The sequence below is a fragment of the Streptomyces sp. OZ13 genome, assembly GCF_052068155.1.
Lineage (GTDB): Bacteria > Actinomycetota > Actinomycetes > Streptomycetales > Streptomycetaceae > Streptomyces.
Window position 1 is genome coordinate 1 of the sequence record NZ_JBQHCZ010000010.1, and the last position, 13,126, is coordinate 13,126.

Annotated in this window: 10 protein-coding genes; 7 read left to right on the forward strand and 3 right to left on the reverse strand. The window is 71.5% G+C overall.

Features of this window, described 5'->3' with window-relative positions:
• Nucleotides 1–442 precede the first annotated feature (442 nt).
• Nucleotides 443–892 carry a PTS sugar transporter subunit IIA gene (locus tag ACTMTU_RS21930; RefSeq protein ID WP_441265214.1) on the forward strand — a complete coding sequence of 150 codons (450 nt, stop codon included), beginning with the start codon at nt 443–445 and terminating at the stop codon, nt 890–892.
• A gap of 74 nt (nt 893–966) precedes the next feature.
• Nucleotides 967–2,637: a phosphoenolpyruvate--protein phosphotransferase gene (ptsP, locus tag ACTMTU_RS21935; protein WP_441265215.1), complete on the forward strand. Its 1,671-nt coding sequence runs from the start codon at nt 967–969 to the stop codon at nt 2,635–2,637.
• A 61-nt stretch (nt 2,638–2,698) separates the two neighbouring features.
• On the opposite strand, the gene ACTMTU_RS21940 is transcribed toward ptsP, so the two are convergent.
• Both ACTMTU_RS21940 and ACTMTU_RS21945 read right to left on the reverse strand, forming a co-directional pair.
• Nucleotides 2,699–3,607: a hypothetical protein gene (locus ACTMTU_RS21940; RefSeq protein WP_441265216.1), complete on the reverse strand. Its 909-nt coding sequence runs from the start codon at nt 3,605–3,607 to the stop codon at nt 2,699–2,701.
• A gap of 127 nt (nt 3,608–3,734) precedes the next feature.
• On the reverse strand, nt 3,735–5,711 hold the full coding sequence (locus ACTMTU_RS21945; RefSeq protein ID WP_441265217.1) for an acetoacetate--CoA ligase: 1,977 nt from the start codon (nt 5,709–5,711) through the stop codon (nt 3,735–3,737).
• Between the two features lie 214 nt (nt 5,712–5,925).
• Here ACTMTU_RS21945 and ACTMTU_RS21950 point away from each other — a divergent pair, with 214 nt between their 5' ends.
• Complete coding sequence (locus tag ACTMTU_RS21950) at nt 5,926–8,301, forward strand: glycoside hydrolase family 31 protein (RefSeq protein ID WP_441265218.1); 2,376 nt, start codon at nt 5,926–5,928, stop codon at nt 8,299–8,301.
• 13 nt (nt 8,302–8,314) lie between these two features.
• Here ACTMTU_RS21950 and ACTMTU_RS21955 read toward each other — a convergent pair whose 3' ends face one another.
• A complete protein-coding gene (locus tag ACTMTU_RS21955) occupies nt 8,315–8,824 on the reverse strand; it encodes an NUDIX domain-containing protein (protein WP_441265219.1) in 510 nt (169 codons plus the stop codon).
• 58 nt (nt 8,825–8,882) lie between these two features.
• Between ACTMTU_RS21955 and ACTMTU_RS21960 the strand changes: the two genes are divergently transcribed.
• The 4 genes from ACTMTU_RS21960 (at nt 8,883) to glpK (ending at nt 12,922) form a co-directional block, all read left to right on the forward strand.
• The gene (locus ACTMTU_RS21960) at nt 8,883–9,701 is read left to right on the forward strand and encodes a M15 family metallopeptidase (RefSeq protein WP_441265220.1); all 819 of its coding nucleotides are present in this window, start codon (nt 8,883–8,885) and stop codon (nt 9,699–9,701) included.
• Nucleotides 9,702–9,732: 31 nt separating this feature from the next.
• Nucleotides 9,733–10,083 (forward strand): Mpo1-like protein, encoded by a 351-nt coding sequence (locus ACTMTU_RS21965; RefSeq protein WP_441265221.1) that lies wholly within the window; start codon nt 9,733–9,735, stop codon nt 10,081–10,083.
• Between the two features lie 482 nt (nt 10,084–10,565).
• The gene (locus ACTMTU_RS21970) at nt 10,566–11,327 is read left to right on the forward strand and encodes an MIP/aquaporin family protein (RefSeq protein WP_441265222.1); all 762 of its coding nucleotides are present in this window, start codon (nt 10,566–10,568) and stop codon (nt 11,325–11,327) included.
• Nucleotides 11,328–11,407: 80 nt separating this feature from the next.
• Nucleotides 11,408–12,922, forward strand: coding sequence for a glycerol kinase GlpK (gene glpK / locus ACTMTU_RS21975; RefSeq protein WP_441265223.1), 1,515 nt, complete (start codon nt 11,408–11,410; stop codon nt 12,920–12,922).
• Nucleotides 12,923–13,126 lie beyond the last annotated feature (204 nt).

The window sequence follows — 13,126 nt, forward strand, 5'->3', positions numbered from 1 at the left end:
GATGGACGGGGTATCAACATATCTGGCGTTGATTTTTGGCACACTGTTGAGTTCTCAAGGAACGGACGCTTCCTTTGGACCCCTCTCGGGGTCCTCTGGGCGCTTCCCTTCGGTGTTTCCAACACTATCAGGCTTTTCCGGCCCTCCCGACCACCACCCGGCGGTCGTCCCGGAAGACGTCCAGTGGTTTAGACCAGTTAGGATCTCGCCCTGACAGGTGCTGCCGGCACCCCCGACTCAGCGTCGCGTTGGGGTCCAACAGAGGTACGAGACTACAACTCCGCCGGCAGATGACGCAAATCCTTTCCGGTGCACACCTAGGTCCGTCAACTGGTAGATCACGGGCGGAACTAGGACTTCTCATGACCTACTCTTCAGAGCAGCGCGTCGTCCGGTACCAGCGGTGACGACGCCTGCCGAATCTCCGCCCCTGGGAGGCTCCATGACCACAGTGACGTCCCCTATTGCCGGCCGGGCCATCGGTCTCGCGGCCGTGCCCGATCCGGTGTTCTCCGGTGCGATGGTCGGGCCCGGGACGGCCATCGACCCCGTGCGTGAGCCGTCGGAGGCGGTCTCTCCGGTGGACGGCATCATCGTGTCCCTCCATCCGCACGCCTTCGTCGTCGTCGACGACGAGGGGCACGGTGTGCTGACGCACCTCGGTATCGACACGGTGCAGCTCAACGGCGAGGGCTTCGAGCTCCTCGTCAACAAGGGCGACACGGTGCGGCGCGGCCAGTCCGTCGTGCGCTGGGACCCGGCGGCCGTGGAGGCCGCGGGGAAGTCCGCCATCTGCCCGGTCGTGGCACTCGAGGCCACACCCGACTCCCTGTCCGACGTCCGTGAGAACGGGGACGTGAAGGCCGGGGAAAGCCTCTTCGGCTGGCAGTGACCCGCCGACGTCGGTGACGGCGAGTCGGACATCCATCGCGGCGGCTGGACCGCCGCCCAATCGGAGACGGTGAAATGGAGACAACGCTGCGAGGCGTCGGCGTGAGCCACGGAGTGGCGATCGGCGAGGTGCGGCACATGGGCACGGCGGTTCTCGAGCCGCCGGCCAAGCAGATCCCCGCGCAGGACGCGGAGCGCGAGCAGGGGCGCGCCCGCCAGGCCGTCGAAGCGGTGGCCGCCGACCTGATCGCGCGGGGCAACCTGGCCGGTGGTGAGGCGCAGGCCGTGCTCGAGGCGCAGGCCATGATGGCGCAGGACCCGGAGCTCATGTCCGACGTCGACCGCCGTATCGCCGTCGGCAGCACCGCCGAGCGTGCGGTGTACGACGCGTTCGCTGCCTACCGGGCTCTGCTGGCCGGTGCCGGCGAGTACCTGGCCGGCCGGGTCGCGGACCTGGACGACGTGCGGAACCGGATCGTGGCGCGGCTGCTGGGCGTGCCCATGCCGGGTGTGCCGGACAGCGACGAGCCGTACGTACTGATCGCCCGCGATCTGGCGCCGGCGGACACCGCGCTGCTGGACCCGGCCCTGGTGCTGGGGTTCGTCACGGAGGAGGGCGGGCCCACGAGTCACAGCGCCATCCTCGCGCGGGCGCTCGGAGTGCCTGCCGTGGTCGCGCTGCCGGGGGCGGGTGAGCTCGCCGAGGGCACACTGATCGCCGTCGACGGCAGTACCGGCGAGATCTTCGTGGAGCCGAGCGACGAGAAGCGGGCGCAGATGGAGCGTGCCGCCGCGGAGCGCAAGGCCGCGCTGTCCGCGTCCAGCGGGCCGGGTGCCACCTCGGACGGGCACAAGGTGCCGTTGCTGGCCAATGTCGGTGGACCCGCGGACGTTCCTGCGGCGGTGGACGCCGGGGCCGAGGGCGTGGGTCTGTTCCGTACCGAGTTCCTTTTCCTGGACGACAGCAAGCAGGCGCCGTCGGAGGAGAAGCAGGTCGAGGCGTACCGCAAGGTGCTCGAGGCGTTCCCGGAGGGCCGCGTGGTCGTGCGTGTGCTGGACGCCGGCGCGGACAAGCCGCTCGACTTCCTGACGCCGGCCGACGAGCCCAACCCCGCACTGGGTGTGCGCGGGCTGCGTTCGCTGCTGGACCACCCGGAGGTGCTGCGGACGCAGCTGTCGGCGCTGTCGAAGGCGGCGCAGGGACTGCCCGTCTACCTCGAGGTCATGGCTCCGATGGTGGCGGACCGTACCGATGCCAAGGCGTTCGCGGACGCGTGCCGGCAGGCGGGGCTGCAGGCGAAGTTCGGGGCCATGGTGGAGATCCCGTCCGCGGCCTTGCGGGCGCGGTCGATCCTCCAGGAGGTCGAGTTCCTGTCTCTGGGCACGAACGACCTCGCGCAGTACACCTTCGCCGCCGACCGGCAGGTAGGTGCGGTGTCCCGGCTGCAGGACCCGTGGCAGCCGGCGCTGCTCGACCTGGTGGCGCTGTCCGCGGAGGCCGCCAAGGCCGAGGGCAAGAGCTGTGGTGTGTGCGGTGAGGCCGCCTCCGATCCGCTGCTGGCCTGTGTGCTGACCGGTCTCGGTGTGACATCGCTGTCGATGGGCGCCGCGTCGATCCCGTACGTGCGGGCGACGCTGGCGAAGTACACGCTGGCGCAGTGCGAGCGTGCGGCGGCCGCGGCGCGTGCGTCGGACACCGCCGAGGAGGCACGGACGGCCGCGCAGGCGGTGCTTTCCGGGGAGTAGGCACTCTCCGGACGAGGGTGCAGAAGGGGCTTCCCGCCGTCGGCGGGAAGCCCCTTCTGCATCAGTGGTGGCTGTCCGGGTCGTCCGTGGTGACGGGGAAGCCCGCGCAGTATTCGACGCCCGGTTCCGGTGACAGCGGGTCGCCGCTGGCCGCGTCGGTGCAGTAGGCGCTGAACACCTCGCCGGCGGTGAGCGGCTCCAGGCGCCCTTGGTGGAGGCGCCAGCCGTGGACGCGGTCGGCGGTGTCCGGCGCGCTGGTGCGCAGGACCAGTCCGCCGGTGCTCTCGAGCGCGATGCCGGCCGCGAGGACGGTGACGAACTCGGCTCCTTCCTCCGCGTCGATCCGGGCGGAGGACGCTGTGCCGCCCTGGGCGTGGAGCACGGCGAGGAGCTGCTCGTCCGGACCCGGGACGCTACAGACGAGGTGGTGCTCCCCCGGCCCGGCGACTTCGAGGAGGCGCATCAGGATGCTCGACGCCCGGTCGAAGGCGGACCTGCCGATGTCCTGGCCGCAGTCGGCGCACGTGCCGAGGTCGGCGAGGAGCAGGGTGGCGTACTCCCAGGTGGCCTGGCGGACGGTCTTGTTGATCAGCTGGGGCAGCAGGGTTCCCAGCGGCTGGCCGGTGTAGGGGACGTTCGCGCCGCGGCCTGCGAGCTCCGCGGTGAAACGGCTGCGGCCGGCGGGGGCGTCGGCGTCGATGCCGGCCTCCGCGCAGTACTCGGCGAACTCCTCGGGGTCGAAGAGGGCGACGGACGTGTGGAGTTGCTGGGTGGACAGGGTTTTCAGCAGTTGCTCGGACTGCCTGAGGTAGGCCGGGTAGTCGTCGAAGGAGAAGGTGCGGTACCGGCGCATCCGTGTGAAGTCCTGTTCGTCGGCGAGGATGCCGACCGTGCTCGGGACTTCCCGGCGCAGTGCGCGCCGCAGCGATGCGTTGGTGCCGGTCCGCTTGGACTGCTTGGTGTGCGCCATGCCGATTCCCCCAGTGCGCTGTCGATCATTCGTGACTCACGGTAGTGGGAGGCACTGACAATCGACTCCGGCAGCCGCCCTGGACCCGGACCTGCTCTCTCGAGAGCGTCCGGGTCCGGGGCCCGGCTCAGGTGCGGTTGCGGGCGATGTCCTCGTAGAAGCCGAGGAGCTCGAGGTTGTCGACGGAGCCCGGGTTGACCGCCTTGGCGAGCGGGGTGCCCTGGAGGAGTCGCTTGACCGGGACCTCGATGCGCTTGCCGGTGAGGGTGTGGGGGACGCCGGGGACCTCGATGATGTCGTCCGGTACGTGGCGCGGGGAGAGGTTCTCGCGGATGGACTGCTTGATCCGGGCGCGGAGGGCGTCGTCGAGGACGGCGCCCTCCGCGACGTGGACGAAGAGCGGCATCCAGTAGCCGCCGTCCGGTTCCTCGAGGCCGATGACGAGGGACTCGCGGATCTCCGGGAGGCGTTCGACGACCTCGTAGATGTCGGCGGAGCCCATGCGGACGCCCTGGCGGTTGAGTGTGGAGTCCGAGCGGCCGTGGATGATCACGGAGCCGCGGTCGGTGATGGTGATCCAGTCGCCGTGCCGCCATACGCCCGGGTACATCTCGAAGTAGCTGTCGCGGTAGCGGCTGCCGTCGGGGTCGTTCCAGAAGCGGACGGGCATCGACGGCATCGGGTTGGTGACCACCAGTTCGCCGACCTCGCCGATGACCGGCTTGCCCTGCGGGTCCCAGGACTGGAGGTCGGTGCCGAGGCAGGCGGCCTGGAGTTCGCCGATCTCGACCGGGAGGGTGGGGACGGCGCCGGCGAAGCAGCTGCACACGTCCGTTCCGCCGCTGACGGAGGCGATCCACAGGTCGTCCGCCACCTCGTCGTGGAGCCAGCGGAAGCCGTCGGGCGGCAGTGGGGAGCCGGTGGTGGCGACGCACTTGACGCGGGAGAGGTCGAAGTCCCGTCCGGGGTGGACCTCTGCCTTGGCGCAGGCCATGACGTAGGCGGCGGAGGTGCCGAACAGGGTGGCACCGGTACGTTCGGCCACGCGCCACTGGGCGCCGGTGTCGGGGTAGCCGGGGCTGCCGTCGTACAGGACCACGGTGGTGCCGGTGAGCAGGCCGGAGACGAGGAAGTTCCACATCATCCAGCCGGTGGAGGTGTACCAGAAGAAGCGGTCGCCGGGGCCGAGGTCGCAGTGCAGGCCGATCTGCTTGAAGTGCTCCAGCAGGATCCCGCCCTGGGACTGGACGATGGCCTTGGGGAGGCCGGTGGTGCCCGAGGAGTAGAGCACCCACAGGGGGTGGTCGAAGGGGACCTGTTCGAAGACCGGCTCGGCGTCTCCCGAGGTCACCGCGGACCAGTCGAGGGTGCCTTCAGGGGCGTCGGTGCCGAGCAGCGGGATGTGGACGACCGCGCGCAGGGTGGGCAGTTCGCGGCGGAGTTCGGCGACCGTCTGCGTGCGGTCGTGTTCCTTGCCGCCGTAGCGGTAGCCGTCGACGGTGAACAGGACCACGGGTTCGACCTGCTGGAAGCGGTCGAGGACGCTGCGGGCACCGAAGTCGGGGGCGCAGGAGGTCCAGACGGCGCCGACGGCGGCGCTGGCGAGGAAGGCGGTGACGGCCTGCGGGATGTTGGGGAGGTAGCCGCTGACGCGGTCGCCGGGGCGTACGCCGAGGGCGCGCAGTTCCGCGGCGAGCGCTCCGACCTGGCGGCGGAGCTCGGACCAGCTGATGTGTGTCGGCTCATGTGTCTCGTCCACATGGAGCAGGGCGGGGTCATGTGCGCGCGCCGGGTCCTCGGCGGTGCGCAGGGCGTGCTCCGCGTAGTTGAGCGTGGCGCCGGGGAACCACTGGGCGCCGGGCATCGAGCGGTCGGCGAGCACGCGTGCGCAGGGGGTGGAGAAACGGATCTCGAACCACTCGGCGACCGCCTGCCAGAACGTCTCCAGTTCGTCGACGGACCAGCGGTGCAGCGCCTGGTATCCCCCCTCGGCCGGAGCCCCGTGGTGCTCGGCCGCCCAGGCCTGGAAGCGGGTGATGCGGGCGCCGGCGATGCGGTCGGGGTCGGGCTGCCAGAGAGGGGCATGGTTCGCTGCTGAGGTCATGGGGCGGCTCCCGGGCTGGCTCTACGCGGTGTATGCGTGCGCCGCGCACGAGCGGGGTGTGCGCGGACGCGGCTGACAGGACGATGCCATGTGATCGTCATTCGCACCAGGGCGGATCCTCCATGGTCGGCGTGGCGAATATGTGCTCCCACCATGGGTGAACGGCAGTTGAACAGCGCGTCGGAGCTCCCTGCCCGGTGGCAGGGTGAACGGCATGGACGGTCGTGATCTGGTGCGCGCGGTGACAACTCTCGGTACGGCACAGGGGCTGCGGGCGATGCGCTCGGCGTGGCGCCGGCACCGGGCCGATGCCGTGGGGCTGGTGCCCCGGGGTGCCGAGCGGGCCAGAGTGCCGGGGCCGGCGGAGGGGGCGGAGCCGCTGCCGGGCGGGGGGACGGTCCGGTTCGCCCGTTCCGAACTGCACATCATGGTGACGGTGGGCGGGGCGGTGTTCCGCGGCTGGGACGGCGCGCGCCCGGAGCCGTCGTACGCGCTGGCCGGTGCTCCCCCGGAGCCGGATCCGCGGGCGGGGCTGGAGCCGGACAAGGACGGCGGCTGGCAGGTGGTGTCCGAGCGGCTGACGGTCGCCGTCTCCCGGCACGGTGCGGTGGAGATCCGTACACCCGGCGGCGTGGTGCTGCGCAGGGACCTGCCGCCGCGCTGGTGGGAGCCGGTGGAAGGGGGCCCGGCCCGCTGGGTGCAGCGCAGTGAGATCGCGGCCGACGCCCGGCTGTTCGGCCTGGGCGGCCGGGGGTCGGGCCCCCGGCTGCGTGACGGGTCGTACCGGCTGTGGAACACGGCGCCGCGGGCGGGGTTCGGCCCCGGCGAGGACCCGTTGCACATCACGATGCCGGTGCAGACCGTGGTGGCCGACGCCGGCTGCCACCTGGCGTTCCACGACAACACGTGGGACGGCCGCGTCATCGTGCGCGAGGGCCAGGAGGGTGCCGGTTCCGGGCATGACAGGCCCGGCACGGTCGAGGTGCGGATGGACGGCGGGCCGCTGCGCAGCTGGGTGCTGGTGGGCACACCGGCGCGCGTCCTCGGCGGCTGGGCGCAGCTGACCGGCGGGCCGGCGCTGCCTCCGTCCTGGGCGCTGGGCCCGCAACATGTCGTGCCGGCCGGGGGCGAGGAGGACGTGCGCCGCACGGTCGACGCCCATCGGGAGCGCGGGCTGCCGCTGTCCGCGGTCCATGTCGGCGGCGGCCTCCATGGTGCGCCGGCCGGGCCCGCGGCGGACCTCGACGGTTTTCCCCGGCTCTCCGTCCTGGCGAAGGATCTTCGTGAGGACGGGGTGCGGTTGGCGCGCGGGGCAGGTCCGACGGTGGGGGCCGGGCCCGGGGACGTGCTGTACGGGCAGGGCTCTGCGGCGGGGCTTTTCGTCCGGGACGCCTGCGGTTCCGAGGTGCGAGGAACGGCCGGCCGGAATGACTGCGTGTTCCCCGATTTCACGGATCCGCGGGTGCGCGAGTGGTGGGGAGAGCTGACCGGGCAGGGGGCCGCGGAGGGCTTCGCCGGTGTGTGGCTGGACGGGAACGAGCCGGTGTCCTGTACGGCGTTCGCCGGTGCGACGCTCCCCCGTTCGTCACGGCACGTGCTGGAGGGCCGCGGCGGAGACCACCGGGAGGCCCACAACGTGTACGGGCTGGCCATGGCGCGGGCCGCGTACGAGGGGATGCGCGGGCTGCTTCCCGAGGAGCGGCCGTTTCTTGTCTCCCGTTCCGGCTGGGCGGGCATGCAGAGGTACGGGGGTAGCTGGGCGGGGGACGTGACGGCGGGCTGGCCGGGGCTGCGTGCCGCGCTGTCGTTGGTGCTGGGTCTCGGGCTCTGCGGCGTCCCGTACGCGGGCCCGGACGTGGAGGGCGCCGACGGGATGTCGGACGAGCTGTATCTGCGCCGGCTCCAACTGGCGGCGTATCTGCCGCTGTTGCGGGTGCGGGATTCCGCGGCGCCCTGGTTGTACGGGCCGGAGGTGACGGCGCGGGCGAGGGCCGTGCTGGTGGAGCGGGAGCGGCTGGGGCCGTACTTCATGACCCTGGCGCACCTTGCGCGGCTGACGGGGGCGCCGTATGTGCGTCCCCTGTGGTGGCGGTCCGCCGGTGACCGGGCGCTGCGGGACTGCGAGGACGCGTTCCTGCTGGGCGACTCGCTGCTGGTGGCGCCGGTCCTGGAGCCCGGGGCCGACCGGCGGGCAGTGCGGCTGCCGCGCGGACGGTGGTACGACACGGGCTCGGGCCGTCCGTACGAGGGCCCCGGGCAGGTGCTGGTGGACGCGCCGCTGTCGCGGATCCCGGTGCTCGCGCGGGCGGGGGCGGTGCTTCCGGTGCTCGACGACGACGGCAGGGGCCCGGGCGGTGGCAATCGGTCCGGCGGCACGCGGTCGGGCCGGGTCGGGTTGGAGGTGTGGGCGCCGGCCGCGGGGCGCAGGGGCGGCGGACTGGTGGTGCGGGACGCCGGCGACGGGTGGGCGGAGCCGGAGATTGAGCGGTACACGTCGCGGCTGGCCGGCGGGCGTGTGGTGGTGGAACGGGCCACGGACGACGGGCAGTCGGCGGTGGAGGGGCCGGTGCTCGTGCGGGGACTCGAATGAGGCGGGCGCGACGTCAGCGGTCGTAGGCGCCGGCGAACCAGTTGCGTGCGGCGATGGTGTGGAGCGGGAAGGCCAAGGGCTCCGGGGTGTGCAGGAGCCGTCGGCCGCCGGTCTCCTCGGTGGGGACGAACGGCGGCAGAGCCGCCGCGGGGCGTTCCGGCAGCAGCCCGAACACGAGGAGGTGGCCGGCCGGGGAGCTGAGGACGTCGGCGAGCCGCACCTCGTGCGCCGGGGCCTCGATACCGGTCTCCTCCCACAGTTCGCGGACCACGGCGTGCCGCCAGTCCTCGCCGTGATCGATGAAACCGCCGGGCAGGGCGGTGCCGCCGCGGGCGGGTTCGATGGTGCGCGTGATGACGACGAGGCCGGTGCCGTGGGCGGGATCGTGCACGGGCTGAAGGGCGACGGCGACCGGCAGCGGATTGCGGTAGGCGGTCGTGCCACAGGCCGGGCAGGTGCGCGGCCAGCCGGCGTCCGCGCCGTACGGCGCTCCGCAATGGCCGCAGTGGGAGTCCTTGGACACGCGCGGACTGTATCCGATCACCCTTTCCGCGAGGAGCGGTTACTGATAAACGGTGGGCATGACTCGACTTGGTTCAGCCGTCCGAATGTTGACCGCCGCGGCCGCGGCCGCGGCTCTGCTCTGCGTCTCGGTGGCGCCCACCGCGCAGGCCGCTCCGGAGCCGAAGGCGCCACGGGAGTTCGTGGCACTGCGCACCGTGGCGCCGACGATCATCCAGGAGATGCGCTACACGACGGAGCACAACTTCGTGGGAGAGCCGGTGGACGGTTACCGGCAGCCGGTGTGCATCCTCACGCGCCCGGCGGCCGAGGCCCTGCGCACGGCGCAGTCACAGCTGCTGCGGCAGGGCTACTCGCTGAAGGTGTACGACTGCTACCGCCCGCAACGCGCCGTCGACCACTTCGTCCGGTGGGCGAAGGATCTCGAGGACGAGGCGATGAAGGAGGAGTTCTATCCGCAGGTCGACAAGTCACGTCTGTTCGCGGACGGTTACATCGCGGAGAAGTCCGGCCACAGCCGGGGCAGCACGGTGGACCTGACGATCGTGAGGCTGCCGGCGGCGCCCACACGTCCGTACGTCCCGGGTGAGGCGCTCGTGCCGTGCTACGCACCGCAGGACGACCGCTTCCCGGACAACTCCGTCGACATGGGGACCGGCTACGACTGCTTCGACACGCTGTCGCACACGGACGACCCGCGGGTCACCGGCGAACAGCGCGCCAACCGCGACCTGCTGCGGGGCACGCTGGCGGAGGTCGGGTTCGTCAATCTGCCCGAGGAGTGGTGGCACTTCACGTACAAGCCGGAGCCGTTCCCCGGCACGTACTTCGACTTCCCCGTCGCCGTGCGATCGGTGGCAGGGCACCGGGTGGGCTGACGCCGCGCGCCGTGGCGGCTACGGTGCGGGAATGGCGCAGCAGCAGACGTTCGAGTCGTACGAGGAGTTCTGGCCCTACTACGTCGCGATGCACTCGCGGGCGGCGACCCGCTGGGTGCATCTGACGGGCACGCTGACCGGGCTCGCGGTCAGCGTGTACGGGCTGGCGCGGGGGCGGAAGCGTTATCTGGCCGCCCTGCCGCTCATCGGGTACGGGACGGCGTGGCCGGCCCACTTCCTCATCGAGAAGAACAACCCGGCGACGTTCGGACATCCCGCGTGGTCGCTCCGCGGCGACGTACAGATGATTCGGATGATGTTGTCCGGCAAGGACGGGGAACTGGCCGAGATCGCGGCCAAGTGGCTGGCGGAGAACCGCTGACGGCCCGTTCCTCCGCGGCACACCCCTGACGCGACGGGACGCTCGCCGCGCCGTGAACCGACCCGGCAGGCGCGCGGCACGGCCGGCGACCGGCGGGTCCCTGGCGTGTGACGGGGTGTGCCGGGCGTGTGCCGCGGTCACCGCGGGACCGGGCTCTTTCGGCCATGGTTCCACGGTCGTGGGCGTCCGCCGAGCGTCCGGGGAACCTTGACGTTCCTGGCGGCGGTGTCCAGCACCGGCCGTGAACTGCGCATGCTGTCCGCGACCTTGACGGCCCATCACGGCAGGTGAAAACTGCCTGTTCGTCGGCAGCCCCGCAGGCCGCCGCACACGCTCACCACGCTCGTCACGGACGCCGGGCGTGGCAGGGACCTGCCCTGCCCTCGGCTCCGCAGCCATGGAATCCATGGGAACGCACATGGAGCGCGAACCCTGCACGGAGGGCCGGGGCCGGTGTCCCGGGTGAGGGCCAAGGAGCCGCCATGAGCAACTCGGACATATTTCTCGGCGAGGTCATCGGAACCGCGATACTCATCCTCTTCGGCGCGGGCGTCTGCGCCGCCGTCACACTGCACCACTCGAAGGCCAGGGCGGCCGGCTGGGTCGTCATCGCCTTCGGCTGGGGCTTCGGCGTACTGGCCGGCGCGTACACCGCCGCCCCGCTGTCTGGCGGCCACCTCAACCCGGCCGTGACCGTGGGACTCGCCGTCGACACCGGGGAATGGGGCAAGGTACCGCTCTACATCCTGGCGCAGATGGTGGGAGCGGTCCTCGGCGCCGTACTCGCCTACCTCGTGTACTTCGCGCAGTTCCAGGCGAACGCGAACATCGCCGACGCCCAGCCGACGCTGGGGATCTTCGCGACCGGGCCGGAGATCCGCAAGCCGTGGGCGAACATCCTCACCGAGGTCATCGCCACGATCGGACTCGTACTCCCGCTCCTCGCGTTCGGGAGGAACGACGGCATCGGCATCGGGCAGATCCCCGGGGAGGACGCGGGGATCTACGGCTCGGGCATCTCCATCCTGCTGGTGTCACTGCTGGTCGTCGGCATCGGCCTCTCGCTCGGCGGCCCGACCGGCTACGCCATCAACCCGGCCCGCGACCTGGGCCCGCGCATCGTGCACGCCGTGCTGCCGATCCCCAACAAGGGCACCTCCGACTGGGGTTACGCCTGGGTGCCGGTGGCGGGACCCATCATCGGCGGGCTACTGGCCGGGGTCATCTTCAACGCAGCCTTCTAGGGCCTCCGGCCCCTGCGCCTCCGGCTCTCCCGCCGACGGGCCAGGGGCCGATTCCGAAGCCGATCCGACAAGGGGACGCCATGACGGACAGGTTCGTCGCCGCCATCGATCAGGGCACCACGTCCAGCCGCTGCATCATCTTCAACCAGGACGGCGCCATCGTCGCCGTCGACCAGCGCGAGCACCGCCAGATCTTCCCCAGGCCGGGATGGGTGGAGCACGACGCCACCGAGATCTGGTCGAAGGTGCAGGCCGTCGTCGCCGGGGCCGTCGCCAAGGCCGGTCTGCGGGCCGACCGGCTCAGCGCGCTCGGCATCACCAATCAGCGCGAGACGACACTCATGTGGGAGCGGGCCACCGGAAAACCCGTGCACAACGCCATCGTCTGGCAGGACACCCGTACCGCCGCGCTCTGTCACGAACTGGGCGGCGCCGACGGGCAGGACCGCTTCCGCGACACCACCGGCCTGCCGCTCGCCAGCTACTTCTCCGGGCCCAAGGCCGCCTGGCTGCTGGACAATGTGCCAGGGCTGCGCGCACGGGCCGAGCGGGGCGAGATCGCCTTCGGCACCATCGACTCCTGGCTGATCTGGAACCTCACCGGCGGCACGGACGGCGGGGTGCACGTCACCGACGTCACCAACGCGTCCCGGACGATGCTGATGGACCTGCGGACCCTCCAGTGGGACGAAGAGATCCTCGCCGCCATGAACGTGCCCAAGGCGGTGCTGCCCGAGATCCGGTCCTCCTCCGAGGTGTACGGGACGGCCGTCGGACAGCTCGCCGGCGTGCCCGTGGCCTCCGCCCTCGGCGACCAGCAGGCCGCGATCTTCGGCCAGGCCTGCTACGACACCGGAACGGCCAAGAACACCTACGGCACCGGCAGTTTCCTGCTCCTCAACACCGGCAACCGGCCCGTCCCCTCGAAGAGCGGGCTCATCACCACGCTCGGCTACAAGATCGGCGACGAATCGCCCGTCTACTGCCTCGAGGGCTCCATCGCCATCACCGGCGCCCTCGTGCAGTGGTTCCGCGACCAGCTCGGCATCATCCGCTCGGCGGGCGAGATCGAGACACTCGCCGCGAGCGTGGAGGACAACGGCGGCGCGTACATCGTGCCGGCCTTCTCCGGCCTCTACGCGCCCTACTGGCGCTCCGACGCGCGCGGCGTCGTCACCGGCCTGACCAGGTATGTCACAAAGGCCCACCTGGCACGGGCGGTACTGGAGGCGACGAGCTGGCAGACGCGGGAGGTGGTCGACGCGATGTACCAGGACTCCGGCGTGCAGATCACCACGCTCAAGGTCGACGGGGGCATGACCGCCAACAATCTGCTGATGCAGCATCAGGCGGACGTGCTTGGCGTGCCGGTGATCCGGCCCAAGGTGTCGGAGACGACCTGTCTGGGCGCGGCCTACGCGGCCGGGCTCGCGACCGGTGTCTGGGCGGACCTGGACGAACTCAAGACCCACTGGCAGCGCGATGTCGAATGGTCGCCGCGGATGGAGGCGGAGGTCCGCGAGCGCGAGTACCACAACTGGCGCAAGGCGGTGGAGAAGAGCTTCGGCTGGGAGGAGGAGGCCGGCGGCAGCTAGGTGCTTCCGTCCGGGCGCATCCGGCTCGCCCCGTGCCGCGACGTCCCAGGTGGGCCGTCGCGGCACGGGGCGAAAAGCTCACGGCCCGTACCCCGGTCGGTGGGGGTACGGGCCGTGTCCGTCCCAGGTGCCGACGAGGGTACGGGCCAGGGGGCAGGTACCGGCGGGGGTGCGTGCCGTGTCCGTGCCCGGCGGGGCGGGGTA

Bases quoted from the DNA above. Each gene is read 5' to 3' on its own strand.
- ptsP (WP_441265215.1), top strand. From the start codon at position 967: ATGGAGACAACGCTGCGAGGCGTCGGCGTGAGCCACGGAGTGGCGATC.
- ACTMTU_RS21960 (WP_441265220.1), top strand. From the start codon at position 8,883: ATGACTCGACTTGGTTCAGCCGTCCGAATGTTGACCGCCGCGGCCGCG.
- ACTMTU_RS21945 (WP_441265217.1), bottom strand. From the start codon at position 5,711: ATGACCTCAGCAGCGAACCATGCCCCTCTCTGGCAGCCCGACCCCGAC.
- glpK (WP_441265223.1), top strand. From the start codon at position 11,408: ATGACGGACAGGTTCGTCGCCGCCATCGATCAGGGCACCACGTCCAGC.
- ACTMTU_RS21950 (WP_441265218.1), top strand. From the start codon at position 5,926: ATGGACGGTCGTGATCTGGTGCGCGCGGTGACAACTCTCGGTACGGCA.
- ACTMTU_RS21940 (WP_441265216.1), bottom strand. From the start codon at position 3,607: ATGGCGCACACCAAGCAGTCCAAGCGGACCGGCACCAACGCATCGCTG.
- ACTMTU_RS21970 (WP_441265222.1), top strand. From the start codon at position 10,566: ATGAGCAACTCGGACATATTTCTCGGCGAGGTCATCGGAACCGCGATA.
- ACTMTU_RS21930 (WP_441265214.1), top strand. From the start codon at position 443: ATGACCACAGTGACGTCCCCTATTGCCGGCCGGGCCATCGGTCTCGCG.
- ACTMTU_RS21965 (WP_441265221.1), top strand. From the start codon at position 9,733: ATGGCGCAGCAGCAGACGTTCGAGTCGTACGAGGAGTTCTGGCCCTAC.